General features: G+C 49.9%; 24 protein-coding genes. 11 read left to right on the forward strand and 13 right to left on the reverse strand.

The annotated features are described in order from the left end of the window. Positions 1–12: 12 nt before the first annotated feature. Genes OGX66_RS12195 through OGX66_RS12235 form a run of 9 tightly spaced genes read right to left on the reverse strand, consistent with a single transcriptional unit; the run spans position 13 to position 9,078 of the window. Positions 13–2,103, reverse strand: a complete 2,091-nt coding sequence (locus OGX66_RS12195) for a glycosyltransferase family 9 protein (RefSeq protein ID WP_270921551.1) — start codon at positions 2,101–2,103, stop codon at positions 13–15. A gap of 6 nt (positions 2,104–2,109) precedes the next feature. Then, positions 2,110–2,514: an FAD synthase family protein gene (locus OGX66_RS12200; protein WP_003843824.1), complete on the reverse strand. Its 405-nt coding sequence runs from the start codon at positions 2,512–2,514 to the stop codon at positions 2,110–2,112. Continuing rightward, positions 2,511–2,954 (reverse strand): flagellar export protein FliJ, encoded by a 444-nt coding sequence (gene fliJ, locus OGX66_RS12205; protein ID WP_003838841.1) that lies wholly within the window; start codon positions 2,952–2,954, stop codon positions 2,511–2,513. Before fliJ ends, OGX66_RS12200 begins: the two co-directional genes overlap by 4 nt. Before the next feature lie 2 nt (positions 2,955–2,956). Next, on the reverse strand, positions 2,957–4,297 hold the full coding sequence (gene fliI, locus OGX66_RS12210) for a flagellar protein export ATPase FliI (protein ID WP_003843825.1): 1,341 nt from the start codon (positions 4,295–4,297) through the stop codon (positions 2,957–2,959). After that, positions 4,290–5,000 (reverse strand): flagellar assembly protein FliH, encoded by a 711-nt coding sequence (gene fliH / locus OGX66_RS12215; RefSeq protein WP_088902706.1) that lies wholly within the window; start codon positions 4,998–5,000, stop codon positions 4,290–4,292. Before fliH ends, fliI begins: the two co-directional genes overlap by 8 nt. 3 nt (positions 5,001–5,003) lie before the next feature. Next, positions 5,004–6,020 carry a flagellar motor switch protein FliG gene (locus tag OGX66_RS12220; RefSeq protein ID WP_044714320.1) on the reverse strand — a complete coding sequence of 339 codons (1,017 nt, stop codon included), beginning with the start codon at positions 6,018–6,020 and terminating at the stop codon, positions 5,004–5,006. Beyond that, positions 5,998–7,677 (reverse strand): flagellar basal-body MS-ring/collar protein FliF, encoded by a 1,680-nt coding sequence (gene fliF, locus OGX66_RS12225; RefSeq protein ID WP_088902707.1) that lies wholly within the window; start codon positions 7,675–7,677, stop codon positions 5,998–6,000. The genes OGX66_RS12220 and fliF overlap by 23 nt, the downstream gene beginning before the upstream one ends. 4 nt (positions 7,678–7,681) lie before the next feature. Continuing rightward, positions 7,682–8,044, reverse strand: coding sequence for a flagellar hook-basal body complex protein FliE (gene fliE, locus OGX66_RS12230; protein ID WP_016149599.1), 363 nt, complete (start codon positions 8,042–8,044; stop codon positions 7,682–7,684). A gap of 47 nt (positions 8,045–8,091) precedes the next feature. After that, positions 8,092–9,078 (reverse strand): sigma-54 interaction domain-containing protein, encoded by a 987-nt coding sequence (locus OGX66_RS12235; RefSeq protein ID WP_044714449.1) that lies wholly within the window; start codon positions 9,076–9,078, stop codon positions 8,092–8,094. A 594-nt stretch (positions 9,079–9,672) separates the two neighbouring features. On the opposite strand from OGX66_RS12235, the gene OGX66_RS12240 reads away from it, so the two are divergent. From OGX66_RS12240 to OGX66_RS12270, 7 genes are read left to right on the forward strand one after another with little or no spacing between them, the layout of a single operon-like run. After that, on the forward strand, positions 9,673–10,536 hold the full coding sequence (locus OGX66_RS12240) for a FliM/FliN family flagellar motor switch protein (RefSeq protein ID WP_003838855.1): 864 nt from the start codon (positions 9,673–9,675) through the stop codon (positions 10,534–10,536). Beyond that, positions 10,529–10,900: a FliM/FliN family flagellar motor switch protein gene (locus OGX66_RS12245; RefSeq protein ID WP_003838856.1), complete on the forward strand. Its 372-nt coding sequence runs from the start codon at positions 10,529–10,531 to the stop codon at positions 10,898–10,900. The genes OGX66_RS12240 and OGX66_RS12245 overlap by 8 nt, the downstream gene beginning before the upstream one ends. Beyond that, a complete protein-coding gene (gene fliP, locus OGX66_RS12250; RefSeq protein WP_049001917.1) occupies positions 10,897–11,655 on the forward strand; it encodes a flagellar type III secretion system pore protein FliP in 759 nt (252 codons plus the stop codon). Before OGX66_RS12245 ends, fliP begins: the two co-directional genes overlap by 4 nt. Before the next feature lie 12 nt (positions 11,656–11,667). Further along, positions 11,668–11,940, forward strand: a complete 273-nt coding sequence (locus OGX66_RS12255; RefSeq protein ID WP_003838859.1) for a flagellar biosynthetic protein FliQ — start codon at positions 11,668–11,670, stop codon at positions 11,938–11,940. Position 11,941: 1 nt separating this feature from the next. After that, positions 11,942–12,724, forward strand: a complete 783-nt coding sequence (fliR, locus tag OGX66_RS12260) for a flagellar biosynthetic protein FliR (protein WP_003843839.1) — start codon at positions 11,942–11,944, stop codon at positions 12,722–12,724. Continuing rightward, the gene (flhB, locus tag OGX66_RS12265; protein ID WP_046669741.1) at positions 12,714–13,853 is read left to right on the forward strand and encodes a flagellar biosynthesis protein FlhB; all 1,140 of its coding nucleotides are present in this window, start codon (positions 12,714–12,716) and stop codon (positions 13,851–13,853) included. Before fliR ends, flhB begins: the two co-directional genes overlap by 11 nt. After that, complete coding sequence (locus OGX66_RS12270; protein ID WP_088902708.1) at positions 13,837–15,930, forward strand: flagellar biosynthesis protein FlhA; 2,094 nt, start codon at positions 13,837–13,839, stop codon at positions 15,928–15,930. Before flhB ends, OGX66_RS12270 begins: the two co-directional genes overlap by 17 nt. 37 nt (positions 15,931–15,967) lie before the next feature. Here the strand turns inward: OGX66_RS12270 and OGX66_RS12275 are convergent, their stop codons facing one another. After that, positions 15,968–16,729: a C40 family peptidase gene (locus tag OGX66_RS12275; RefSeq protein WP_049001910.1), complete on the reverse strand. Its 762-nt coding sequence runs from the start codon at positions 16,727–16,729 to the stop codon at positions 15,968–15,970. Between the two features lie 349 nt (positions 16,730–17,078). Between OGX66_RS12275 and dpaA the strand changes: the two genes are divergently transcribed. After that, complete coding sequence (gene dpaA / locus OGX66_RS12280) at positions 17,079–17,819, forward strand: peptidoglycan meso-diaminopimelic acid protein amidase (RefSeq protein ID WP_003830823.1); 741 nt, start codon at positions 17,079–17,081, stop codon at positions 17,817–17,819. On the opposite strand, the gene OGX66_RS12285 is transcribed toward dpaA, so the two are convergent. Continuing rightward, positions 17,790–18,557, reverse strand: coding sequence for a class II glutamine amidotransferase (locus OGX66_RS12285; protein WP_003031388.1), 768 nt, complete (start codon positions 18,555–18,557; stop codon positions 17,790–17,792). The genes dpaA and OGX66_RS12285 overlap by 30 nt on opposite strands. Before the next feature lie 111 nt (positions 18,558–18,668). Further along, positions 18,669–19,250: a D-sedoheptulose 7-phosphate isomerase gene (lpcA, locus tag OGX66_RS12290; RefSeq protein ID WP_003031390.1), complete on the reverse strand. Its 582-nt coding sequence runs from the start codon at positions 19,248–19,250 to the stop codon at positions 18,669–18,671. A 239-nt stretch (positions 19,251–19,489) separates the two neighbouring features. On the opposite strand from lpcA, the gene fadE reads away from it, so the two are divergent. From fadE to OGX66_RS12305, 3 genes are all read left to right on the forward strand, one after another. After that, entirely contained in the window at positions 19,490–21,934 is a 2,445-nt protein-coding gene (gene fadE, locus OGX66_RS12295) for an acyl-CoA dehydrogenase FadE (RefSeq protein WP_088902709.1), read from the forward strand. Between the two features lie 110 nt (positions 21,935–22,044). Then, entirely contained in the window at positions 22,045–22,812 is a 768-nt protein-coding gene (locus tag OGX66_RS12300; protein ID WP_087878997.1) for an amidohydrolase, read from the forward strand. A 179-nt stretch (positions 22,813–22,991) separates the two neighbouring features. Next, positions 22,992–23,402, forward strand: a complete 411-nt coding sequence (locus tag OGX66_RS12305; protein ID WP_016149590.1) for a Spy/CpxP family protein refolding chaperone — start codon at positions 22,992–22,994, stop codon at positions 23,400–23,402. A 15-nt stretch (positions 23,403–23,417) separates the two neighbouring features. Here OGX66_RS12305 and OGX66_RS12310 read toward each other — a convergent pair whose 3' ends face one another. Then, positions 23,418–24,137, reverse strand: a complete 720-nt coding sequence (locus OGX66_RS12310; protein ID WP_088902710.1) for an EAL domain-containing protein — start codon at positions 24,135–24,137, stop codon at positions 23,418–23,420. Between the last annotated feature and the right edge of the window lies 1 nt (position 24,138).

The following is a 24,138-nucleotide window of genomic DNA, read 5'->3' on the forward strand; positions in this document are numbered from 1 at the left end:
TTAATTAAACATCTAAAAATTGTCCACATAGCTATCAGAGTTCAAAAACAATTGAATCTGATGCCAAAAATATTCAGCAGTAATTTTCTTCAAACATCGATATTTTTTATCATTTGGACACCAGATAGAAAACTCATCACCTCGTGGTGGCATAAATTCTTTACCTAGTTTGTTTTTAAAGAATTGCGGACTCATGATCAGGTGTCCGCATTGACCATACTGGCATCCCGTATCAATACCCATAGCATTCCATCCATACTTTCCATTCCTGTAAGGCAATCGGTATCTGGCCGGAATAATGGAGTACAACCCACAAATTGCGATTGATGTGAGTCCAGCAAGCGCAACTGGGCCAGAGTCGCACGCAACCAGCAACTGACAGCGTTCCATCAGATAAATCATCTCAAGCATAGAGAACTGATTAATGCAATCGATAGCCTCTGGGATATCTATATCCATCATCTTCTTCTCATGATACTTATTATTATCGCTGCCAATAATGATAACTTTCCAGCCTGCAGCAATAAAATATTTCGCGAGCTGATTCCATCCTTTTTCGGTCCACGTCCTATTCGGAGAACCAATATTAGGATGCAATAAAACTATTTTTTCTTTCTGCAATCCATTAACTTGAATAAAATCATCAACATTGCTCTTATCTAATGATACCAATGATATAATAGGCTGTTTATTGCTCAAGGAATGGTTTTGAATATCATCACCGATAAATGCATCCGTCATATGTCGAGATGCAACAATATCTTCCCAGCGGCCAAGAAAATGAAATTTATCTTCCTGACGCGCTATCTCAGCATCAATAATATTTTCTTCTGTCAATGCATTAGCATCCCAATATTGGGAAACCATAGGACTTGAAATGATGAGATCATGATATAATTTATGTGCAATAAAGATAAATTCCTCATCATAATGTTCTCTAAATGCAGTCAGGCAACCTAAAGCGTAGATCGCATCCCCCATAGATCCAGGACAATAGAACAGCCTTTTTTTAAACGAGCCGGTTTTAACACCTCCCAACTCATTTACATAATAATTTTTTTTACTATCGAGATTGATCTGACTAACGTATTTATCAGTCTCCTTTGGTAAGTTTGTTGTTAGCAAAAAGAGAATATTTTGCTCTGGCACTTGATACAGCTCGTCGGAAAAACATCCGGCAACGGTTACAGGTAATATTTGTAAAACCTTTAATAAATTGACGGTGATTAAATCTGGGAGCTTGATCACCATGTAGCCTAACCGACGTAATATATCACTATCAACTTCCCCATCTTTTTGTTCACGAAAGAGTATAATTTTACCTTTAGTAATCGCACATTCATTTATTGCATGAAGGATAACTTCTACAAGCGCTTCCTGATGTTGTTTTTTCATAGAGGGAAAGCGAGGCGAAGTGCTGAGTAATAGTAGAGATGACGAGCTTATTTTTCTTAATTGAGAATAAATACTAAATGGTATCTTGAATAGCTCCAGAAAATCCGTTATTTTACGCTCATCAACTATCGGCACATTACTACAAGGCAACTTCATTGATTTTTTAAATGCGCTATTCTCCTGTAGATAATATGTTGTTGTTAATACTTTATGCCATGCATACCCGGCAGCAATATTCCAATCCTCTTTTGGTATATGATGGTTTTTATTTAACGCAATATTTATAGCATTAGCATACCCAGAAGTTAATTTATCTAATACATTTACAGGGATTTTTTCAAGTGCAGAAGCAGCAACGAGTTCAGCCATCTCTCCTTCATAAACATGAAGATGGATTAACGACCGAAGAGCATTTAACCTCATTAATAACGGAATAAGTAAATTATAGCTTTCAGCCAGTGCAACATGGATATCTAGTGTTGTTGGCGAGTGTTTAATGAGCACTTGCGATATTTTATCCAGCGCAGACAGTAAAGTTGATTCATTATATTTAAGAACAAGATTTGAATTTTCTCCCAGCCATTTCCCACTCAATTTATCAGAACAAGTAAATAATATATTAACCACTCCATCCATACCTTGAATAAAATTAGACATTTGAAGCGGCAGCGTAACTTCTCTAGTTTCAATGAATAGTCTTATTTTCATATTATTTTATAGATTTGAATTTTGGTTGGTAATTACCTCAATAATTGAGGTGGTGGATATAGATGGTGTTCTGGGGAAATAGACCACCTCGCACAGATACGACAAACTATCAAAGCGCCCTGCCCAGTCATCGCCCATCACCAGCGTATCGGCGTTAAACTGGCGAATATAGTCCGCTTTTTGCTCCAGCGACTCTTCGAGAAACACGCTATCCACACATTTCAGTCCGGCAATAATCCCCATGCGATCGCTTTGGCTGTAAACCGGCACTCGGCCTTTTTTCTGCATATTTAGCGCATCTGAAGAGATACCGACAATCAGTCGATCCCCCAACTGCCTGGCACGTTGCAGAATACGCAGATGCCCGATATGAAAAACATCAAACGTGCCGAACGTAATGATCGTTTTCATACCACTCCCAGCGTCTTCTGTCTTAACCAGCACTGCGTAGCAATTTCATCAACGGCTTTTTGCTCTTTTACCTGCGCTTCATTGCTCAGCGCGTAACGCTTATCTGCCAACGTCATAGAGACAATTTTCTCTTCGCAGGCCGCGGCAACCAGATTTTTTTGAATACGCTGCTCTTTGATTTTAGCCAGCGTTTTCTCCTGCTCTTGCCAGGCAATAACCGTGCGTAATGTGCCTTTATATCCGGTCACATTTTTGAGCGACTCAACGGAAGGGACCTCTACGCCAGTGCCGGTTTTTTGAATCAGGTAGCCCAGTGCTTTGATGTTATTGTCAAAGCCGGTACAGACCTGCTGCTGTTTAGCCAGCTGGACCGTCATGTCTTTGACTGATTTATCCCGCAGGCGCTGCAACTGCGCCAGGGTATCGATAATTTGTCGCATGATTATTTACCCTCCGTTTTCTTTGCCTGGGGGAAAAGGGCCTGTAAGCGACTTTGCACCAGCTCAAGTGAGGCGGGTTCACTCACCTCCTGACGCAGGAAACGCTCGATAGCGGGGAACGCTTTGACAGCTTTATCAACGCCGGGATCGGCTCCGGCAACATAGCCCCCCAACGGGATCAGCGGCTTAATTTCCATATAAGCGGCGTAGTTTTGTTTTAGCAGACGAGCCGACTGTTGGTGTTCGTTGGGCGTAACCTGCGTCATGCATCGACTGATCGACTGCCCAATATCGATGGCTGGATAATGCCCGGCTTCAGCCAGCTTACGGGTCAGCACGATATGTCCATCCAACACCGCGCGCGCGCAGTCAACGATCGGATCCTGCTGATCGTCTCCTTCCGCAAGCACCGTGTAAATGGCGGTCATTGAGCCTTCGCTTTCACTGTTGCCCGCGCTTTCCACAAGCTTGGGGATCATGCCAAACGCCGACGGTGGATAGCCTTTCGTTGCCGGAGGTTCCCCCAGCGACAGCGCAATCTCGCGCTGCGCCATGGCATAACGGGTTAACGAATCCACCAGCAGTAAAACGTGATGTCCGCGATCGCGAAACCAGGCGGCTATAGAGTGGCACAACTCGGTGGCTTTCAAACGCATCAATGGCGACTCATCCGCCGGAGCCGCGACAACGATAGATTTTGCCAACCCTTCCGCGCCCAGCGAGTGATCGATAAATTCCTTCACCTCACGGCCACGCTCACCAATTAACCCCACCACCACGATGTCGGCCTTGGTCTGGCGGGTGATCATCCCCAACAACACGCTTTTTCCCACGCCGCTGCCGGCCATCAAGCCCACGCGCTGGCCTTTGCCGATAGTTAACAACCCGTTGATTGCTTTTACACCCACATCCAGCGGTTGATTCACCGAACGACGCGTGAGGGGGTTGATAGACGGTGCCTGCGGCGGCAGCACATCATTGCCGGTCAGACGGCCTTTGGCATCCAGCGGCTCGCCCAGGCCATTGACCACCCGCCCCAGCCAGCTTTCGCTAATCAGGATCTCCTGAGCTTTTTCCTCGGGGAAAACGCGCGCGCCCGCCATCAGTCCGACGGGATGTTTGAAGGGCATCAGGTAGGTGATATCACGATTAAATCCCACCGCCTGCGCGTCGATCAGCGTATGGTTGGCGCTTTCAACGCGGCATAACTGGCCCGTTACCAACGGGCAACCCACGCTCTCCAGCAAAATACCGTTCACGCGCACCAGTCGCCCGGCTACCCGAGCTAAAGGGATCGACTCAATGGAACGCAGCGCGTTGTCGAAGCTGGAAAGATCACTCACCCGTCGGCTCCGGCAGCAGCGACTCTTTGAGTGCCGACATACATTGCTCGAGTCGATGCTCGCAGCCAATATCCAGCTCGGATTTATCGGTAATCACCCGGCATTCGCCCGCCTGCAGATCGGGAGATGGCGTCAGTCCCCATGCAGCGACCTTCTCAGGAGCGGCATCTTTAATGCGGTTAAATTCTTCGTTACTCAGCAGCACCTGTAACGACTCAGGCATCGCCGGAAAGGCCGAAATAGCCTCTTCGACCAGCGACAATAGCTGCGTCGGTTGCAGCGCCAGCTCACAACGAATCACCTGGCGGGTAACCTTTTCAACCAGCTGTAACAGGTCTTCCCGCTGTTTACGCTGAACGTGCGCCAGATAGTCATTCACTTTGCCGGAGATAGCCTCCAGCGGCTGGGCAGCCTGCTCGAATTGCTTGCGCCCTTCCTGCTGCCCGGCCAGGCTGCCTTCAGTGTATCCCTGACGACGGCCTTCATCGTGCCCCTTCAGATGACCTTCCTGAAAGCCCTGCTCCTGGCCTTCGGTCATCCCTTGTTCAAAACCTTTTTGCAGCCCTTCCTGGAAACCGTCCATCAGTTGGCGCTGATAATCCGCCGGTGTGATCCCCGGCGTAAGCTGTTCAGTCTGCAAATGGCGCTGGCGAGGGGGAAAACGATGCAGCCGGTAACGACCACGAATGGTTTCAATCGCCATGTGTTACTCCGCCGTCTGTTCAGCAAACAGCTGCAACTGAATTTCACCCGCTTCCTCAAGCTCGCGGGCAATTCCCATGATTTCACGGCGTATCTGTTCAATACGACTCACCGGAACCGGCCCCAGACGCGACGTTATCGCCTCCAGCTGTTGTACCTGACGCTTAGGCATCACGGCATAAATCGAACGACGCAACAACGCTTCGGTACCTTTCAGCGCCACCGCCCAGTCTTCCATCGGCACTTCGTCGAGCAGACGACGGCGCACTTCGTCACTTTGGCGGCTCAGAATAAAGAAGTCGTACATTTCGTCCTGCAACTGTTCGAGAACATCTTCATCGCGTTCGCGCAGTTGATCGAGGATCACCTGTTGGTTCCCCTGGAAGCGGTTAACGATATCCGCGGCCTGCTTGATCCCTTTCACTTTCGAACCATGTTCGGAAAGCACCGACAGCCCACGCTCGATCAAACGATCCAGCTCATCCACGACGTCGCGGTTTACATCGTTGAGTTTGGCAACCCGATAAAGGATCTCGTTTTGCACCGACTCATTCATGTAAGACAGTACCGTGGCCGAGATCTCTGGCGTCAGGAAGGCAAGGAATACGGCCTGTAACTGCAAATGCTCTTCTGAGATCAGTATCGCTAGTTGGCGCGGTTCCACCCACTGTAAACGCGCCATCCGCGAACGGATCTCATCGCCGTAAATCCCGTTGATCACGCTACTGGCGATTTCTGTGCCCAGCGCTTTATTGAGGATCCCTTGCAGCATGGAACGCGATGCGCCGTTGATACCACTCTGCTCACGGAATTCATCAAAAAAGTTATTGATCACTTTTTTGGCCATGCTGGTTTTTACCCCAGACAGACGCGCCATGTTTTCACTCAGGCGAACCACCTCTTCGCGGCTGAGTTTTTGCATCACCGTAGCTGCCGCCTCCTCGCCCAGACACAGCAATAAAATTGCGGCCTGTTCCAGGTAGCTGTTGCTGCTGCCGTTATTTATTGTCAATTCGCTCATTGCTGGTAATCCATTGTCTGAGAACTTCAGCTACGCGATCGGTGTCGCTCATCGCCAGTTTTTGCAGGAACTCCAGCTTCACCTCCAGACCGGAGCTCTGCGAAGGCAGGTTGTCGTCACCAGGGAAAGAAGGCAGTTCGATATTTTTGCGCTCATCTTCAGCGGCCGCAAAATGGGGTTTGTCCGCAGCAATAGCGATCGGTGCGGCGTCCAGCGCCAGCTCTGGCGTCGACGTCCGGCGACGTTCGGCGGTCAACCGTTTCATGACCGGACGAACAACAAACAGCAGCAACAGCAGAGCCAGCAGGCCGCAACCAATCAGACGCACCCAGGCCAGAATGTTGTCATCCTTCCATAAGGGGACCACCGGCTCGACGGGAATCGACTGCGGCACAAAATTAAGCAGCGATAAGGACAGATTGTCGCCACGCCTGGCATCAATCCCGGCGGCGTTATTTAACAGTGCCGTCAATTGCGTGGTTTGTTCCGGTTTCCAGTTCTTCAACGCAGGCGCGCTCTGGTTAAGTACCACGGCCACATTTAAACGTTTAATGTCGAAACCAGGATGCTGGATATGCTCAACGCTACGATCCCACGAGTAGTCGCGCTTGTTCTCACTGTGCTTTGACAGTGCGGCTGGCTGGTGAGACTCCTCTGGCGCGGTTCCATTGGTGCCATTCGCCACCTGATTTGCCGCCAACAGAGGACGGTTACTCAGCGAGCCAGGGATCCCCATAGCGATCTGGTTGGTATCGCTATCCAGCACCGTTTCTTCACGGTTCACCTTCGGTGTGTCACCGTAATGCTCCTGGGTTTCGTCGATATTGCTCAGATCGAGATCCGGCATCACGCTTACCCGGTAGTTACCGGTTCCGACCAGCGAGTCGAGAACATTTGCGAGACTGGCGCGGGTCTTATCCTGAATATCTTTGAGGATCTGGTCGCGCTTACGCGTCGCCGCAGAAACCGCTTCACCCGCGCCAATACCATCGGACAATAAATTCCCCGCCTGATCGACAACGCTGACCTGCGCAGCTTTCAAATCAGGCACGCTGCCGGATACCAGGTGCACGATGGCATTCACCTGGTCGAGATCCAGCTTGCTGCCATAATGCAGACGCACCACCACCGAGGCGCTGTTTTGCGGCTCGTCGCTGACGACAAAGGAACTCTCTTCATTGAGCGCCAGATGCACTCGGGCGCTCTCTACAGCATCCAGCGTCATAATGCTTTGCGCCAGTTCGCCTTCCAGGCTCCGCTTATAGCGAATGTTCTGCACAAACTGGCTGGCGCCCAGCACTTCGTCTTTGTCCATCAGCTCATAGCCGCTGGGCAGCATGGCCTGCACGCCTTTCGCCGCCAGCGTCATTCGCGTTTTAGACAAAGTCTCTTCCGGAACCAGAATTTGTCCGCTTTGCGGATCGATGCGATATTCCAGTTTTTCACCATCCAGCACGGTGACTATCTGCGAAACCGGGATATTCTCCTGGCTACCGTAAAGCGAAACATAGCCGTGGTTGCCATTCCACAACACGCTGACAATAATGGCGGTGGCCGCAATAGCCGCTGCCGCCAGTAATGCCAGGCGTTTATTACCATCCAGCCTGAAAGAGAACGAGGGTAAAAACTGAGTTACTTTTTTTATTAGTTCATTCATAGCGTTAGACTGACATGCTCATCAGGTCGTTGAATCCGGAAGCGACTTTATTACGTACCTGCACCAGCGCGGAAAACGATAACGATGCCTGCTGACTGGCGATCATCGCCCCCGCGAGGTCATCGCTTTTCCCCATCTCGATGGCCGTTTGTTTTTGCTCTGCGACCTGCTGAAATTGATCAACATGGTTGAGCGCGCCCTGCATAACACGGTCAAACGAAACCGGAGATGATGCAGACTGCGCACCCACGGCGTTAATCTGCATCGGCGAAAGGACAGGGGCTTGTGCGACCGCTTTCATCTGCTGCATGTCCTGCATCATTTGCGTCTGCATCGTACTGGCTGGGGCTATCGTATTTATGCTCATGACCTACTCTTAAAATTAGAAAAGCGTTCTCGGTACCACAGACTGATTCAGGAAAAGATTTCTATTCCCTGTTTTCGCATTGATGCCAGACGATAACGAAGCGCACGTGGAGTAATTCCTAATAAATCAGCGATTTTGGTTTTATTACCCTGATATTTGCGCATCAGGTCAGCGATATATTGATATTGCGCGCTGCGACCATGCTGGCCCAGATTGTCGCTGGTGGTGATTTGCGCAGAGGGTTTTGGCTGCCATTGCGGCTCGCTCCAGGAATCGGACTCAATGGACGGCAGACCTAAGGTATCGGGATAAATAACGCCATCACGATTAAGGATCATTCCTCGCTGAATGGCGTTCTCAAGCTGGCGAACATTACCCGGCCACGCATAGCTCAGTAATGCCCGGCGTGACGATTCAGAAAGCTTGATATTTTTTACCAACACCGTGGAATATTTTTTAATAAAGGATTCCGCCAGCGGAATAATGTCTTCCATACGCTCGCGCAACGGTGGCATGGTCAACGGAATCACTGACATGCGATAATAGAGATCTTCTCTGAAGCGTCCTGCGGCAACCTCTTCTTCAAGATTCTTATTGGTGCAGGCGATTAAACGGAAATTCAGTTTGATTATACGGTTACTGCCTAAACGCTCAACCTGTTGTTCCTGTAATACACGCAGTATTTTGGCCTGTAGCGCCAAAGGCATGTCACCGATCTCATCCAGCAGTAATGTACCATTATTGGCTAATTCCATCTTTCCCGGTACGGTGGCCACCGCCCCGGTAAACGCCCCTTTATCATAACCAAAGAGCGTTGCTTCAAGCATATTTTCAGGAATAGCTGCGCAGTTCACACCGATATAAGGCGCTGAAGCCTCCTGCGCAAATGCAATCGAGTGGATAAATTTGGCGATACATTCTTTACCCGTACCGGTTTCGCCATGGATAAGTACAGGAACATTAAAAGCAGCAATACGCCTTGCCATTGAAAAAACATTAATGCTTGAGGCTGCTTCGGCAATAAGTTCAAACATGATTATTTACACTTAGAAGTAAAGTTAACATCCGTTACGAGAAATATACAAATCATTCCAAAGCACAATCATCGAATAATAGATATCGCCCGTGCCATGTCTTAATCCCATCCTTGCTCATGTTTTACCACCCCATCAAAGGGCAGCCCTATTGAAGACTATTTTCAAATAGGGTTTTTCCTAAAAAAATACTAACACCAGTACCATTAACAATCTCAAATTAAAAGATAATAAAAACATTATTCATTTAAAAACAATACATTACGTTAGTGATAGCATAAAAAATAGACATAAGGGGGAAGCCTAATCTGCGACAAGCAGTAAGCGAGAAACATCACGTATATGTAATTAATTATTTTTTAATTACAACCTAACGCCATTAATAACTTGCAGAGGAGAGGGGTAAAATATCTAATATCCAGCCCTACTCCATAGACGTGAGTGGGTACGGTATTTCGTATCTAATGGACTTCAACACTATGAGAATAGCGTCAAGGATGAACAATAAATTAAGCGAATTTGTATTTCTTTTGATAACCGCGGGATTTGATATCAATTCAACCGCCCCAGAAATTACAGCTGAGAAAGCGTACCATGCTGAAATATAGTCAAACGCCCGGAATCTTTAAACTTGAAGGAAACCGGCTTGGACGTCCATATCATCGTCTGCCGACTATGTTTACGGGAAGTTTTGATACAATTGAATCACATCTTGGAAACTACTTCCTGAAAAAACATCGCACAAATATAACACTTAAAAAAATACACTGCGAGATGGATGTTATCAATAAAAGTGCGGAATTATTAGTTTCTCAGGTTGGGCATCTGGCCTTTGATATCGACCGCGCATTATTGTTAATGTTATTAGGTAACTTTTATGGATTGGCATCATCTCTCGCCGACGAGAAGTCACAGGATGATTTACCAACCAAAACAGAAATCCGGTTGCGAAGCAGACTGGCGCTGGATATTTGTAATACCATTTTTAATAAAAATATATCCGGTATTCCACTGACACTCAAACCCGACAGCAGCACCATACAAACCCACTGGGCTTATCAGCTTACATTTGTATTAGGTGATGATGAGAATTGCAGTTTCCGCATCTTACTGGACGATTCGCATACCGATTACATTCTGAATTTAATCCGCCATAGCGAGCACGGCGAGAAAAAAAAGCAGATTGATAAAGCCAGCGCTGAGACGCGTAAAAAAACGCTGATCAAAGAAATTATCCATACGCTGCCGCTAACCATGAACGTGAAGATTGCAGAAATTCCGCTGAATGTTGCCGACCTGACGACGATTAAACCCGGCGATATTTTACCGATTGCGATGCCTGATACTTTTCCTGTGTATATCGGGAAATCCGAATTATTTAATGCCCTGATCGTAGAGGATAAAGACAAACTGTTTTTGTCCGAATTAACGAGCAAGACGGAGAAATCCTATGAGTAAGCCAGAAGATATTTTAGAGCAAGGTTTCGAGTTAGCCCCCGAAGCGACTACGCCACCCGCGCCGTCTGTTACAGAAAAGCTGGTGGCGCGTTTAGAAGACCGTTTTTCCGAGTCGATGTCATTACTCAAACGTATTCCGGTCACGCTAACGCTGGAAGTTTCGTCCGTGGAGGTGATGCTGGCCGACCTGCTGAACATTGATGACGACACCGTCATTGAGATGGATAAACTCGCCGGTGAACCGCTGGATATTAAGGTCAATAATATCCTGCTAGGTAAGGCTGAAGTGGTTGTGGTCAACGAGAAATATGGCCTGCGCGTCCTTGAATTCAACACGCATGAAATCAACGACCTTGCACCATGAAACGCGCGCCAACACTCACGCTCTTACTGGGTATCTCGTTACTCATCCTTTCTCCCTTTGCCTGCGCGCAAGGGGGAGATATCCCGTTGCTGAATGTGATTTCGCACGGAAATAGCCAAGAGTACAGCGTAAAAATCCAGGTCCTGATCCTGATGACCCTGGTGGGCATTCTGCCTACCCTGGTGCTGATGATGACCTGTTTTACCCGTTTTATTATTGTTCTTTCCCTGCTGCGTCAGGCGTTAGGGCTGCAACAAACGCCGCCGAACCGCATATTGATTGGCATTGCGCTGTCGTTAACCATGCTGGTGATGCGCCCAATCTGGCTCAATATTTACGATCATGCCGTTGTCCCTTTTGAAAACGATCAAATCACGCTCCCCGACGCGCTAAGCACTGCCGCCTCGCCGTTGAAGCGCTTTATGCTGGCGCAGACCAATAAAAAAGCGATTGCGCAGATCATGGAGATCGCCAACGCGAAAGGGAATGCAGTCGATCAGGATCTCTCCATTATCGTTCCCGCCTATGTGCTAAGCGAACTCAAAACCGCCTTCCAGATAGGTTTTATGATTTACATTCCGTTCCTGGTGATCGACCTGATCGTCGCCAGCGTACTGATGGCGATGGGGATGATGATGCTGTCACCGCTGATCGTTTCGCTGCCCTTTAAGCTAATGCTGTTTGTGCTTATTGATGGCTGGGCGCTGACCGTTGGGACGCTAACCTCCAGCATTCGCGGTCTGGGACTGGGTTAACGGAGATCAGACATGCTAACCATTGATGTAGCCGCAGACATCGTTGCCAGCGGTATAAAAGTTGTAATCATTTTAGTCTGTGTGTTGGTCGTTCCCAGCCTACTGGTCGGTATGTTGGTCAGCATTTTTCAGGCTGTGACGCAGATTAACGAACAAACGCTTAGTTTTTTACCCAGGCTAATCGTCACCCTCGCGGTATTGGGTATTTGCGGAAAATGGATGATCGTCCAGTTGAGCGATCTCTGCGTGCATCTGTTCACTCAGGCCGCCATTCTGGTGCACTAACATGCGCGAAACCGATATTACACAGTTAAGTAATCTGATACTGGGAATGTGGTTTCCCTTCGTACGCATTATGGCGTTTATTCACTACGCACCAGTACTGGATAATGCCGCGCTGACCATACGTATACGCATTATTTTGTCACTGGCGTTGGCCTTTATCATTACGCCGCTTATCCCCCACCCGGTGCCCACCAGCCTGCTGTCGATGAACAGTATTATTTTGACCACGGAGCAGTTTCTGTGGGGAATGCTTTTCGGCCTGATGCTGCAGTTTTTATTTTTAGCGCTACAACTGGCGGGCCAAATCCTCTCTTTTAATATGGGGATGAGCATGGCGGTGATGAACGACCCCAGCAGCGGCGCGTCAACGACGGTACTGGCGGAAATGATCAACATCTACGCGGTGATACTGTTTTTTGCCATGGACGGGCATCTGCTGCTGGTGAGCATTTTATTCAAGGGCTTTACTTACTGGCCGATTGGCAATGCGTTGCATCCGCAATCTCTACGCACGATTTCTCTGGCGCTGGGCTGGGTATTCGCTGCCGCCACGCTGCTGGCGCTGCCGACAACCTTTATCATGCTGATTGTTCAGGGCTGCTTTGGTCTGCTAAACCGTATTGCGCCGCCGCTCAATCTGTACTCATTAGGTTTTCCCATTAACATGCTGGCGGGCCTGATCTGCTTTGCGACTCTGCTTTACAACCTGCCAGACCACTATTTGCACCTGGCGAATTTCGTCTTACAGCAGCTTGACGCGCTGAAGGGGCACTATGGCGGATAACAGTAGCGAAGAAAAAACAGAAAAACCCTCGGCGCAAAAACTTCGCAAGGCCAGACAAGAGGGACAAATACCGCGTTCAAAAGATATGGGGCTTGCCGCCAGTCTGTTTGCCGCGTTTATGGTGATCTCCAGCAGCTTTCCCTGGTACGAAGATTTCGTGCGTGAAAGCTTTATCAGCGTGCATCAGTACGCGCAGAACATTAATGACCCGGACATCATCGGTCAGTTCCTTGAACACCATCTGCTGATTCTGGGGAAATTCATCCTGACGCTGTTACCCATGCCGGTTGCCGCGCTGTTTGCCTCACTGGTTCCGGGAGGCTGGCTATTCCTGCCGAAGAAAATTTTGCCGGACTTTAGCAAATTAAGCCCGCTCAAAGGGATTGGTCGCCTGTTTTCCACCGATCATCTGGTGGATACCGGCAAGATGACGCTCAAAGCGATAGTGCTGCTGGTGATGCTATGGATCAGCGTACGCAATAACGTTGCCGCGTTTCTCGGCTTACAAGAGCTTCATTTCAAACAGGCCATCAGCGATGGTCTGGCGCTGTACAGCAGCATCATGCGCAACTTTGTCATCCTGTTTGTTTTCTTTGCGGTGATCGATGTCCCTCTGGCGAAAAAAATGTTCACCAAAGGGCTGAAGATGACGAAACAGGAAGTGAAAGAAGAGTATAAAAATCAAGAAGGTAAACCCGAGGTTAAGGCCAGGATCCGTCGCCTGCAACGGCAAATGGCGATGGGGCAAATTCGCAAAGTTGTGCCAAAAGCCGATGTGGTGATCACCAACCCAACCCACTATGCCGTGGCGCTACAGTACGACCAGTCACGCGCCGCAGCGCCTTTCGTGGTTGCCAAAGGCACCGATGAAATCGCGCTGTATATCAGGCAGGTAGCGGCAGAAAGCAATATTGAAATCGTTGAGTTTCCTAAGCTGGCACGCTCCGTTTATTACACCACCCAGGTGAATCAACAGATCCCATTTCAACTGTATCGGGCGATTGCACACGTCCTGACCTATGTACTGCAAATGAAACACTGGCGTGATGGTTCCCAAACCCGCCCTTCTCTGAACAGACATATTTCCATTCCAAAAGAGGTTCTTAAACTGGATGCCGAAAACAACTAAACAATTCCTCGCGCTGCTGCGTAACGGTAACATCGGCATTCCGCTGGTCATACTGTGTATCCTGGCGATGGTGATCCTGCCGTTACCACCGGCCCTGCTGGATATTCTGTTCACCTTTAACATCGTGCTGGCGGTGATGGTGCTGCTGGTGGCCGTTTCCGCAAAACGCCCGCTCGAATTCAGTCTGTTCCCGACCATTTTGCTGATCACCACCTTAATGCGCTTGACCCTGAACGTGGCGTCAACACGCGTGGTGTTACTGCATGGGCATATGGGCGCAGGCGCTGCCGGTAAGGTGATTGAGTCTTTCGGTCAGGTGGTGATCGGCGGTAACTTTGTCGTCGGTTTTGTGGTGTTCATCATTCTGATGATCATTAACTTTATCGTGGTGACCAAAGGTGCGGAGCGTATCTCCGAAGTTTCTGCCCGCTTTACGCTGGACGCCATGCCCGGTAAGCAGATGGCGATCGACGCCGATCTGAACGCAGGACTGATTAATCAGGCGCAGGCGCAAGCGCGACGTAAAGACGTAGCGGGCGAAGCGGATTTCTATGGCGCGATGGATGGTGCGTCAAAGTTCGTGCGCGGCGATGCCATCGCCGGGATGATGATCCTGGCTATCAACCTGATTGGCGGCGTCTGTATCGGGATCTTTAAATACGATTTAAGCGCCGAAGCCGCCTTCCAGCAATACGTCCTGATGACCATCGGTGACGGCCTGGTCGCCCAGATCCCTTCTCTGCTGTTGTCGACAGCTGCAGCGATCATCGTCACCCGCGTAAGCGACAGCGGCGATATTGCCACGGACGTGCGTAGCCAACTGCTGGCCAGCCCCTCCGTGCTGTATACCGCCACCAGCATTATGTTTGTGCTTGCAGTCGTGCCGGGGATGCCGCATTTCCCCTTCCTGATTTTCAGCGCCCTGCTGGGATTCACCGCCTGGCGCATGAGCAAGCGACCGAAGGTGGCTGAGACTGACGAGAAAAATCTCGAAACGCTGACCAAAACCATCGCTGAAACCACCGAGCAGCAGGTCAGTTGGGAAACCATCCCCTTAATAGAACCTATCAGCCTAAGCCTGGGATATAAGCTGGTGTCGTTGGTCGATAAATCCAAAGGGAATCCGCTCACTCAACGCATTCGCGGTGTGCGACAGGTGATCTCAGACACGAACGGCGTACTGCTGCCGGAAATTCGCATCCGCGAAAACTTCCGCCTTAAACCGACCCAGTACGCCATTTTTATCAATGGGATCAAGGCCGATGAAGCCGATATTCCCGCAGATAAGCTGATGGCGCTGCCCTCCAGTGAAACCTATGGCGAGATCGACGGTGTTTTAGGCCACGATCCAGCCTATGGTATGCCGGTCACCTGGATTGTTCCGGCGCAAAAAGCTAAAGCGTTAAATATGGGGTACCAGGTTATTGATAGTGCCAGCGTCATTGCGACGCATGTGAATAAGATCATTCGTAACTATATTCCAGAGCTGTTTAATTACGATGATATTACGCAGTTGCATAACCGCCTCTCTTCTATGGCGCCACGTCTGGCGGAAGATTTGAGCGCAGCGCTGAATTACAGCCAGCTCTTGAAAGTGTACCGGGCGCTGCTTATCGAAGGTGTGTCATTGCGCGATATCGTCACCATAGCCACCGTACTTGTCGCCAGTAGCACCGTGACCAAAGATCATATTTTGTTAACGGCAGATGTGCGTCTGGCGCTCCGTCGCAGCATTACCCACCCGTTTGTGCGCAAAGATGAGCTTGCCGTATATACGCTGAATAGTGAACTGGAGAATCTGCTGGCGAATGTGGTGAATCAGGCTCAACAAAGTGGAAAAGTGGTGCTGGATAGTGTGCCGGTCGATCCCAATATGCTGAATCAGTTTCAGGCCAATATGCCGCAGATAAAAGAACAGATGAAAGCGGCGGGGAAAGAGCCTGTGCTGCTAGTCGCGCCGCAGTTACGTCCTTTGCTCGCGCGCTATGCGCGCCTGTTTGCCCCGGGCCTACAGGTGTTGTCTTATAACGAAGTTCCGGATGAACTGGAATTAAAGATCATGGGGGCGTTAAGTTAACGCCTGCCGAGGCGGTGTCATTACACCGCCTTTTTGATTACAGAATCGTATTTTCCGTAAGAATACGACGAGCGCCAAGATAATGATCCTGCCAGAAGTCATCGGATAAATTGCTCACCCGAATTGTTTCTCCCGTCCGCGGTGATTCAATAAATTGTCCCTGCCCCAAATAGACGCCCATATGATCGGCAATATCCCGGCTGTGAATATGAAAGAACACTAAATCACCACGGCGAAGATCGCGGTTAGCGACAATAGTAGCCCGTCGATAGTGATACATTTCATTCGCTGTCCGGGGCAATTTTGCTGCCAGGATTTTGTTGTAGGCATAAAAAATCAGCCCGCTACAGTCAAACCCTTCATCCGGATCGGTACCGCCCCACAAATAGGGTTTACCGAGCTGTTGCTCAAGTCGGTGGATGGCCACTTCAGTGATATTGTGTAGATGATTGCTACTGAGAAAATGGTCATTCTCAGCCAGTTCCTGCCAGCGATGGTCGCTGGCTTTTAGTGGGCCAGGGAACCACTCCGGGTGCTGTTTAATCAGCGCTCGGTTCTGCTGGCGCAGCGCGCTTTTACTTTCTGCGTTGCCTTCCACCACGTAGCTTGCCTGCTTTTTTACCTGTGCGTGATACTGCTTCAGCAGCCGGGCGCGGTTACGCATCCGCAAGTGCGCCGCATAGCTTACATGGGCGTCAGATAAATGGGGCTGAACTTTGGCGACAGACGGTAAAGACAGCACAACACACAAAGACAGCAGACCCGGCAAGAAGCAACGGGGTGCAGAGACAAAAAACATGAAAAGAAGAATACCTGGTCAAACACGTTCGCCGCAGTCTACCGCTATTGCCCATCATTCCTTTTTAATATTCGATTATTAAATAATTAATTTTTTAAATTCAATAGAATAGACATTCTTCACTAATAAGACGAAATGCAGTGTGCTAACCAGCAAAACAAGCCAGTGTCTGACTGCCTTTAAGCACAATTTTCCGTATAAAGAAAAACTAAAGTGTAAACGCCGCACGAGAGACTTGCGAAAAACTCTCTTGGTGCTAATGTGAGCGCTCCAGATCCAGATTTATCCGATTTGGGGATTCTTTTTGCCGTCCTGGCGTGTGTAATCGTTTTATCAAGGAATAAGCAGTATGCGTAAAATCGCATTTTTTCTTGCGATGCTTTTATTGCCGTGCGTTTCGTTTGCCGGTTTGCTGAGCAGCAGCAGCCCGACTACGCCTGTCAGCAAAGAATATAAGCAGCAATTAATGGGCTCCCCCGTTTATATCCAGATCTTCAAAGAAGAGCGAACGTTGGATCTGTACGTCAAGATGGGCGAACAGTATCAATTGCTCGACAGTTATAAGATCTGTAATTATTCCGGTGGCTTAGGGCCGAAACAGCGTCAGGGTGATTTCAAAAGTCCGGAAGGGTTTTACAGCGTTCAGCGTGGACAGCTGAAACCGGATAGCCGCTTCTATAAAGCGATTAACATTGGTTTCCCTAATGCCTACGATCGCGCACACGGTTATGAAGGTAAATACCTGATGATCCACGGCGCCTGCGTTTCCGTCGGCTGCTACGCGATGACCGATAACGGCATTGATGAGATTTTCCAGTTTGTCACCGGCGCGCTGGTGTTCGGGCAATCCAGTGTGCAGGTGAGCATTTACCCGTTCCGCATGACCGATGCCAACATGCAGCGCCATAAGTTTTCGTATTACAAAGATTTCTGGGCCCAGTTAAAGCCAGGATACGATTACTTTGAACAAACGCGTAAGCCACCGACCGTTTCCGTCGTCGATGGTCGTTACGTCGTCAGCAAGCCGTTGAGCCACGAAGTCGTTCAGCCGCAACTGGCATCAAACTACACGCTCCCCGAGACAAAATAATGCCCACTCGCCTGGCATAATCTTTTGCCAGGTTTCATTGCCGGTTAACGGTTGAGTGGCAATCACGGTGACCACATCATTGGGTGTGGTCTCTGAGCTAAAATCAATCTCCACATCCTGATCCAGCAATGTCGCCACGCCAAACGGCGCACGACGCGTGATCCAAAACAAATTGGTCGAGCAGAAGGCCATCACATAACGTCCGTCAGACAACAGCATGTTGAAGACGCCCTTCTCCCGCAGTTCTCCTGCCAGCATCGCGATATATTTAAACACCGCCGTCATATTGCCAGGCGTGCGCGGATAACGCTCCGTCAGCTTGTGGAGCAGCCAGCAGAAAGCTTTTTCGCTGTCGGTTTCACCGACCGGGCGGAAATTACCGGTCTCCAGTGATTTATAACCGCTGAGTTGCCCGTTATGGGCATACGTCCAGTTACGTCCCCATAGTTCACGGGTAAATGGATGGGTATTTTCCAGCGCAACTTCTCCACGATTCGCCTGACGAATATGGGCAATCACGGAACAGGATTTGATGGGATAGTCTTGTACCAGTTTGGCGATAGGCGAATTAAAGCTGGGTTGCGGATCTTTAAACGTACGGCAGCCCTTACCTTCATAAAACGTAATACCCCAGCCGTCTTTGTGCGGCCCGGTACCTCCGCCGCGCTGGACCAGCCCGGTGAAGCTAAAGCAGATATCGGTTGGCACATTGGCGCTCATCCCGAGCAGTTCGCACATACATCACCTACCTTAAAACCGTGAACTGCCTGATGGCGCTGCGCTTATCAGGCCTACATGGCGCTCATGTAGGCCTGATAAGGCTTCAGCCACCATCCGGCAATCGTCTTCTTATGGTTTAACCATCTCTTTTTCGATCAACTGGATCAGGATATGGATCACTTTGATATGAATTTCCTGAATACGATCAGCGTAGCCAAAGTGCGGCACGCGAATTTCGATATCCGCGCTGCCCGCCATTTTGCCGCCATCTTTACCGGTTAGGGTGATAACTTTCATCCCTTTCTCACGCGCTGCGGCAATCGCTTTAATTACGTTACCGGAATTACCCGAAGTCGAGATGCCTAACAGGACATCTCCCTCACGACCCACGGCTTCTACGTAGCGAGAGAACACATAATCGTAACCGAAATCGTTGCTGACGCAGGAGATATGGCTGACGTCAGAGATAGCGATAGCAGGGTAACCAGGACGGTTTTCACGATAGCGTCCGGTCAGTTCTTCGGCAAAGTGCATCGCGTCGCAATGGGAACCGCCGTTACCGCAAGAGAGTACCTTACCGCCGGCTTTAAAGCTGTCTGCCAACAGGACCGCCGCGCGCTGAATGGCGTGAATATTGGCGTCATCTTTAAGAAAATTAGCCAGCGTTTCCGCCGCTTCGCTCAGTTCGTTACGAATAAGATCCTGGTACATGAGGATATCCTTCAGCATGAATGTAAATGACAAGGTGCAGTGTACCGGATAGCGCTACCAGCGAGAAGTACAAGCCACAGGAATGGTTACGGCTTTTGATTTTTTGTGCCGGTTAAAACAGCAACAATGTGAGCTTTGTTGTAATTATTTTGTAAACATATTGCTAAAAGAATTTACATCCACTACAACCATATCATCACAAGTGGTCAGACCTCCTACAAGCAAGGGAGCTTTTCGTTATGATGATTTTGAGTATTATCGCTACGGTTGTTCTGCTCAGCGTTCTGTTTTATCACCGCGTGAGCTTATTCCTCAGCAGCTTAATTTTGCTCGCCTGGACGGCTGCGCTTGGCGTGGCTGGCCTGTGGTCAGTCTGGCTGCTGGTTCCTCTGGCCATTATTCTCGTACCGTTTAACTTTACGCCGATGCGCAAATCTATGATCTCTGCACCGGTGTTCCGCGGTTTCCGTAAAGTCATGCCGCCGATGTCGCGTACTGAGAAAGAAGCGATTGATGCCGGTACGACCTGGTGGGAAGGTGACCTGTTCCAGGGCAAGCCTGACTGGAAAAAACTGCATAACTATCCTCAGCCGCATCTGACTGCTGAAGAGCAAGCGTTTATTGATGGTCCAGTGGAAGAAGCGTGCCGCATGGCGAACGACTTCCAGATCACTCACGAACTCGCGGATCTGCCGCCGGAACTGTGGGCATATCTGAAAGAACACCGCTTCTTCGCGATGATCATTAAGAAAGAGTACGGCGGGCTGGAATTCTCAGCATATGCTCAGGCTCGCGTTCTACAGAAACTCTCCGGCGTTTCCGGGATCCTGGCAATCACCGTTGGCGTGCCTAACTCATTAGGCCCAGGCGAACTGCTGCAACATTACGGCACCGAAGAGCAGAAAAATCATTACCTGCCGCGTCTGGCTCGCGGTCAGGAGATCCCATGCTTTGCTCTGACCAGCCCGGAAGCCGGCTCCGACGCAGGCGCGATCCCTGATACCGGCGTAGTTTGTATGGGCGACTGGCAGGGCCAGCAGGTGCTGGGTATGCGCCTGACCTGGAACAAACGCTATATCACGCTGGCGCCTATCGCTACCGTGCTGGGTCTGGCATTTAAACTCTCCGACCCGGAAAAACTGCTGGGTGGCGAAGAAGATCTTGGCATTACCTGTGCGCTGATCCCAACCTCAACGCCAGGTGTACAAATTGGGCGTCGTCACTTCCCGCTAAACGTGCCGTTCCAGAACGGTCCGACACTGGGCAAAGATGTATTTGTACCAATTGATTACATCATCGGTGGTCCGAAAATGGCCGGTCAGGGCTGGCGCATGCTGGTGGAATGCCTGTCTGTGGGACGTGGTATTACCCTGCCGTCTAACTCGACGGGCGGCGTGAAATCGGTCGCGATGGCCACCGGTGCGTATGCGCACATTCGTCGCCAGTTCAAAATCTCTATCGGCAAGATGGAAGGTATTGAAGAGCCGTTGGCACGTATTGCCGGTAACGCCTACGTGATGGACGCTGCGGCATCACTGATTACCTACGGCATTATGCTGGGTGAAAAACCGGCGGTGTTGTCGGCCATCGTGAAATATCACTGTACCCACCGCGGGCAGCAGTCAATCATTGATGCGATGGATATCACTGGCGGTAAAGGCATTATGCTTGGCGAAAGCAACTTCCTCGCCCGTGCTTATCAAGGTGCGCCAATCGCTATTACCGTTGAAGGTGCCAACATTCTGACCCGTAGCATGATGATCTTCGGTCAGGGTGCGATTCGCTGCCATCCGTATGTTCTGGAAGAGATGGCTGCGGCACAGAGTAACGATGTGAATGCGTTCGACAAGTTGCTGTTCAAACACATCGGTCACGTCGGCAGTAACAAAGTGCGTAGCTTCTGGCTTGGCCTGACGCGTGGTTTAACCAGCAGCACGCCAACTGGCGATGCGACCAAACGTTACTACCAGCACCTGAACCGTCTGAGCGCCAACCTGGCCCTGCTTTCAGATGTGTCGATGGCTGTACTGGGCGGTAGTCTGAAGCGTCGTGAACGTATCTCCGCACGTCTGGGCGATGTGTTAAGTCAGCTGTATCTGGCCTCCGCGGTGCTGAAGCGTTATGACGATGAAGGCCGTCATGAAGCGGACCTGCCGTTGGTTCACTGGGGCGTTCAGGATGCGTTGTACAAAGCGGAACAGGCGATGGACGATCTGCTGAAGAACTTCCCGAACCGTCTGGTCGCGGGCTTGCTGAATGTGGTTATCTTCCCTACCGGTCGCCACTACCATGCACCGTCTGACAATTTGGATCATAAAGTCGCGAAGATTTTGCAGGTTCCAAGCGCTACTCGTTCTCGTATTGGTCGCGGTCAATATCTGACGCCAAGCGAGCATAACCCGGTTGGTTTGCTGGAAGAGGCGCTGCTGGACGTGATTGCAGCCGACCCAATCCACCAGCGGATCTGTAAAGAGTTGGGTAAAAACCTGCCATTTACCCGTCTCGACGAACTGGCGCACAATGCGCTGGCGAAAGGGCTGATTGATAAAGATGAAGCCGCGATTCTGGTGAAAGCCGAAGCGAGCCGCCTGCGCAGTATCAACGTGGATGACTTTGAACCCGAGGAGCTGGCGACTCAGCCGGTAAAGCTGCCAGAGAAAGTGCGTAAAGTCGAAGCCGCATAACGACACTCGCACGACGTTTAGCCCCGCTTAATGCGGGGCTTTTTATTGCCACATTTTCATTAATGCTCATGCTACAGTGTCAAAATGTTGTTCAACGAGGAGCCTCGATCGTGCCTGGTTTGAAAATTACTCTGCTGCAACAACCATTGATCTGGATGGATGGCCCGGCCAACCTGCGCCATTTTGACCGACAACTGGAAACCGTCGCCGGACGTGATGTCATTGTATTGCCTGAGATGTTTACCAGCGGATTTGCCATGGAAGCGGCAAATAAATCGTTGTCGCAAGAAGAAGTTGTAAGCTGGATGCGTAGCAAAGCGCAGCAGACAAATGCCCTGATAGCAGGTAGCGCGGCGATACAGTCTGAACGGGGGCCGGTGAATCGTTTTTTGCTGGTTGAACCCGAAGGTAATGTGCATTTCTACGACAAGCGCCATCTGTTCCGCATGGCGGATGAGCACCAGCATTACCAGGCGGGTGACGCGCGCGTTATTGTTGAATGGCGCGGCTGGCGCATTCTGCCGTTGGTCTGTTATGACCTGCGTTTTCCGGTATGGTCGCGCAATCGCAACGATTACGACCTTGCGTTGTATGTTGCCAATTGGCCTGCGCCGCGTTCGCTACACTGGCAGGTTTTGCTCGCCGCACGAGCGATTGAGAACCAGGCTTATGTAGCAGGATGTAACCGCGTGGGCACTGACGGTAACGGGCATCATTATCGCGGTGACGGCCGGGTGATTAATCCGCAGGGTGAGATTATCGCCACCGCCGAGCCGCATCAGGCCACACGCATTGACGCAGAACTGTCTCTCTCAGCGCTGCGTGAATATCGCGAGAAATTTCCCGCCTGGCAGGACGCCGACCCGTTCACGCTATAACTATCGCCTTAACTCCCGCTGCACAACGTTTTTCCGTGGCGGGATTGTTTCACTCCGTAACCAACCGCAAAACAAATTCGCGTGGCGACATGCGGTGGGCATCGTATCCTGCAAAAGATAATCACTCGTAACCAGCGAGTGACTGACAATGTTAATAATTCCCTTATCAGGATCTCGACATGAAGAACTTCTTACGCATGACTTTGCTGGCAGTTACCGTGGCTGGCGCTTCTTTTAGCACGCTTGCAGCAACCACATCTAATGTTCCGGCTCCAGCCCAGGATCCGATAGTACAACATCTTAAGTTGAGCACTGACCAGGTTGCGCAGATTAAAAAACTGCACCAGCAGCTTGAAACCAACGTAAGCCAGATTTCGGTGAAGGATGTTAAAGACGGCGCGTTGATTGACGTCATCAAGTCCGGGAAGTGGGATGAAGCAGCCGTCAAAAAACAGCTTTCGGCATTCAGCAACATCGAACAGCAGGCGCGTTATTATCGCGTGAAATACTATTTTGACCTGAACAAAGTGCTGACTCCAGAACAGCGCCAGCAGGTGCAAAAAGACATCGCACAGACGCTAAGCGAGTAATTGCCAGAGCTTGGATCAGCAATGATTCAGGCTTTTCGGTAAAATCGCCTGTTCAAACAGAAACCCCTGTACAGCATCTGCGCCGCTCATACGGCAAATGGCATAATCCTGTGGCGTTTCTACCCCCTCAATGACAACCCGTTCACCCAGCCCACGAAACTGATTGACCAGAACCCTCAACTGCCACTCCGATGTTCTGAACTGATGAAACATTCCACTTTCAATTTTGATGGCATCGAAACGGATGCCCGACAGCCGCCAGACAAAAAATAGCTCAGGTGAAACATCATCCAGCCACACGCGAAACCCGTGACGCACCAGCGTTTTTACGGCGATGCATACGGCCTGCTGCTCTGCCTTCTCCAGCCGCATCATGGAGCCCGGATCCTGAATCTCAATAACAATCCGCCCCTGATGCACCTGCTTTGTGAGACTCGTGACCCATGACAGACAGGTCAGCATCCTGACGGATAAATTCAACGAATAGCTTCCAGAAAGAGCCAGCACCCGTTGCATTTGCCATAGAAAAAGCTGCTGTTTTGCCGCAATTGAAAGGTGCTTGAAAAACAAATCCAGTGGAAGCGGAGTGCGTACCTGACTTAACACTTCACAGACATCCAGCGATACGTCATCAAAAAAATGAATGCGCTGCAAACGGATCCCAGTGATCTGCAGCAGTTCGGCGTTGCGGGGAAGTTCTGGTACATAACGGGCCTGTTCGCTGAATCTGTTCATA

The sequence above is a fragment of the Citrobacter sp. Cf072 genome, from assembly GCF_030334485.1.
Taxonomy (GTDB): Bacteria; Pseudomonadota; Gammaproteobacteria; order Enterobacterales; family Enterobacteriaceae; genus Citrobacter; species Citrobacter freundii.

Bases quoted from the DNA above. Each gene is read 5' to 3' on its own strand.
- OGX66_RS12275 (WP_049001910.1), bottom strand. From the start codon at position 16,729: ATGTTTTTTGTCTCTGCACCCCGTTGCTTCTTGCCGGGTCTGCTGTCT.
- OGX66_RS12240 (WP_003838855.1), top strand. From the start codon at position 9,673: ATGCTGAAATATAGTCAAACGCCCGGAATCTTTAAACTTGAAGGAAAC.
- OGX66_RS12235 (WP_044714449.1), bottom strand. From the start codon at position 9,078: ATGTTTGAACTTATTGCCGAAGCAGCCTCAAGCATTAATGTTTTTTCA.
- OGX66_RS12270 (WP_088902708.1), top strand. From the start codon at position 13,837: ATGCCGAAAACAACTAAACAATTCCTCGCGCTGCTGCGTAACGGTAAC.
- OGX66_RS12195 (WP_270921551.1), bottom strand. From the start codon at position 2,103: ATGAAAATAAGACTATTCATTGAAACTAGAGAAGTTACGCTGCCGCTT.
- OGX66_RS12220 (WP_044714320.1), bottom strand. From the start codon at position 6,020: ATGAGCGAATTGACAATAAATAACGGCAGCAGCAACAGCTACCTGGAA.
- lpcA (WP_003031390.1), bottom strand. From the start codon at position 19,250: ATGTACCAGGATCTTATTCGTAACGAACTGAGCGAAGCGGCGGAAACG.
- OGX66_RS12245 (WP_003838856.1), top strand. From the start codon at position 10,529: ATGAGTAAGCCAGAAGATATTTTAGAGCAAGGTTTCGAGTTAGCCCCC.
- OGX66_RS12310 (WP_088902710.1), bottom strand. From the start codon at position 24,137: ATGAACAGATTCAGCGAACAGGCCCGTTATGTACCAGAACTTCCCCGC.
- fadE (WP_088902709.1), top strand. From the start codon at position 19,490: ATGATGATTTTGAGTATTATCGCTACGGTTGTTCTGCTCAGCGTTCTG.
- fliR (WP_003843839.1), top strand. From the start codon at position 11,942: ATGCGCGAAACCGATATTACACAGTTAAGTAATCTGATACTGGGAATG.
- OGX66_RS12255 (WP_003838859.1), top strand. From the start codon at position 11,668: ATGCTAACCATTGATGTAGCCGCAGACATCGTTGCCAGCGGTATAAAA.
- OGX66_RS12200 (WP_003843824.1), bottom strand. From the start codon at position 2,514: ATGAAAACGATCATTACGTTCGGCACGTTTGATGTTTTTCATATCGGG.
- fliF (WP_088902707.1), bottom strand. From the start codon at position 7,677: ATGAATGAACTAATAAAAAAAGTAACTCAGTTTTTACCCTCGTTCTCT.
- fliE (WP_016149599.1), bottom strand. From the start codon at position 8,044: ATGAGCATAAATACGATAGCCCCAGCCAGTACGATGCAGACGCAAATG.
- OGX66_RS12305 (WP_016149590.1), top strand. From the start codon at position 22,992: ATGAAGAACTTCTTACGCATGACTTTGCTGGCAGTTACCGTGGCTGGC.
- fliH (WP_088902706.1), bottom strand. From the start codon at position 5,000: ATGGCGATTGAAACCATTCGTGGTCGTTACCGGCTGCATCGTTTTCCC.
- flhB (WP_046669741.1), top strand. From the start codon at position 12,714: ATGGCGGATAACAGTAGCGAAGAAAAAACAGAAAAACCCTCGGCGCAA.
- fliP (WP_049001917.1), top strand. From the start codon at position 10,897: ATGAAACGCGCGCCAACACTCACGCTCTTACTGGGTATCTCGTTACTC.
- dpaA (WP_003830823.1), top strand. From the start codon at position 17,079: ATGCGTAAAATCGCATTTTTTCTTGCGATGCTTTTATTGCCGTGCGTT.
- OGX66_RS12285 (WP_003031388.1), bottom strand. From the start codon at position 18,557: ATGTGCGAACTGCTCGGGATGAGCGCCAATGTGCCAACCGATATCTGC.
- fliJ (WP_003838841.1), bottom strand. From the start codon at position 2,954: ATGCGACAAATTATCGATACCCTGGCGCAGTTGCAGCGCCTGCGGGAT.